Raw genomic sequence first — 1,671 nt, forward strand, 5'->3', positions numbered from 1 at the left:
TCTGTAAATCAAAATTGACAACTATGTAAACAAAAAGAACTCCTGGATTTCAGGAGTTCTTTTTTACTTCTTACATGGAGTAGTTTGGTGCTTCATTAGTAATTTGTACATCATGAGGATGGCTTTCTTTTAGACCAGCCCCAGACATTTCAATAAATTGTGCATTATCATGTAGTTCTTTAAGGTTAGCTGCACCACAGTAACCCATACCAGAGCGAATACCACCAAGCATTTGGAAGACAATATCAGCTGCTGCGCCTTTATAGGCAACACGACCTTCAATTCCTTCTGGAACGAGTTTGTTTGCTTCATTGACCGCACCTTGGAAGTAACGGTCACTTGAACCTTTCTTCATTGCAGCGATTGATCCCATACCACGGTAAGTCTTAAACTTACGTCCTTGGAAGATTTCCGTTTCACCTGGTGCTTCATCTGTTCCAGCAAACATTGAACCAAGCATAACTGCATTTCCACCTGCAGCAAGGGCTTTTACAATATCTCCAGAGTACTTGATTCCACCATCAGCAATGATTGTTTTACCATATTCGCGCGCAACTGCTGCCGCATCATAAATTGCTGTCACTTGTGGGACACCCACACCTGCAATCACACGAGTAGTACAGATAGAACCTGGTCCAATCCCTACTTTGACAACATCCACACCCGCATCATAAAGAGCACGCGCACCTTCTGCAGTTGCAATATTACCAGCAATCAAAGTGCGATCTGGGAAGTGAGCACGAATTTCAGCAATTTTACGTAGAACCCCAGCAGAGTGACCATGTGCAGTATCAATAACAATTGCGTCAGCCCCTGCTTCAAAGAGAGCCTCTGCACGTTCAAATGTATCTGAAGTGACACCCACCGCACCAGCAACTAGAAGACGACCAAATTCATCTTTGGCAGCATTTGGAAACTCAATAACTTTTTCAATATCCTTAATAGTAATCAAGCCAGAAAGACGGCCTTCTTCGTCAACCAAAGGAAGTTTTTCAATACGGTGTTCTTGAAGAATATGTTCAGCTGTTGCAAGATCTGTACCAACAGGGGCAGTGACAAGATTTTCACTGGTCATATGGTTTGAGATTGGTTGATTGTAATCTGAAATAAAGCGAAGATCTCGGTTTGTTAGAATACCAACCAATTTACGATTTTCAAGTGTCTCCACAACTGGAACACCACTGATACGGTAACGTCCCATCAGTTCATCTGCTTCAGCAATCGTGTGTTCTGGAGTCAAGAAGAATGGATCAATAATAACACCATTTTCAGAACGTTTTACCTTACGAACTTCATCTGCCTGTTGCGCAATAGACATATTTTTATGGATTACTCCAAGACCACCCGCACGAGCAATAGCAATAGCCATTTGACTTTCTGTGACTGTATCCATGGCGGCTGTTATAATTGGGATATTTAAAGTCAGATTATCTGCCAATTTTGTTGTTAAATCTGCATCATTAGGCAACACATGACTTTCTGCTGGAATTAGCAATACATCATCAAAGGTAAAACCTTTTTTTAAAAATTTAGTATCCCAATTAGACATTGAAGTTTCCTCTTTTCTTTCTTTTTGAGCTTGACTCTTTTTGTATTGTATCTATCATACCATTCTATGAAAATTTGTCAATTATATTTATGGTAGAAATCATAAAAAAACTATCCCTGTGA

At 40.2% G+C, this 1,671-nt stretch carries 1 protein-coding gene; it reads right to left on the minus strand.

The features are described 5' to 3' along the window. Positions 1–70: 70 nt before the first annotated feature. On the minus strand, positions 71–1,549 hold the full coding sequence (gene guaB, locus GMD6S_RS08970; RefSeq protein WP_000073405.1) for an IMP dehydrogenase: 1,479 nt from the start codon (positions 1,547–1,549) through the stop codon (positions 71–73). Between the last annotated feature and the right edge of the window lie 122 nt (positions 1,550–1,671).

The organism is Streptococcus sp. GMD6S, from assembly GCF_000297015.1.

Excerpts from the sequence above, each read along its gene's own strand:
- guaB (WP_000073405.1), bottom strand. The coding sequence starts at position 1,549 with ATGTCTAATTGGGATACTAAATTTTTAAAAAAAGGTTTTACCTTTGAT.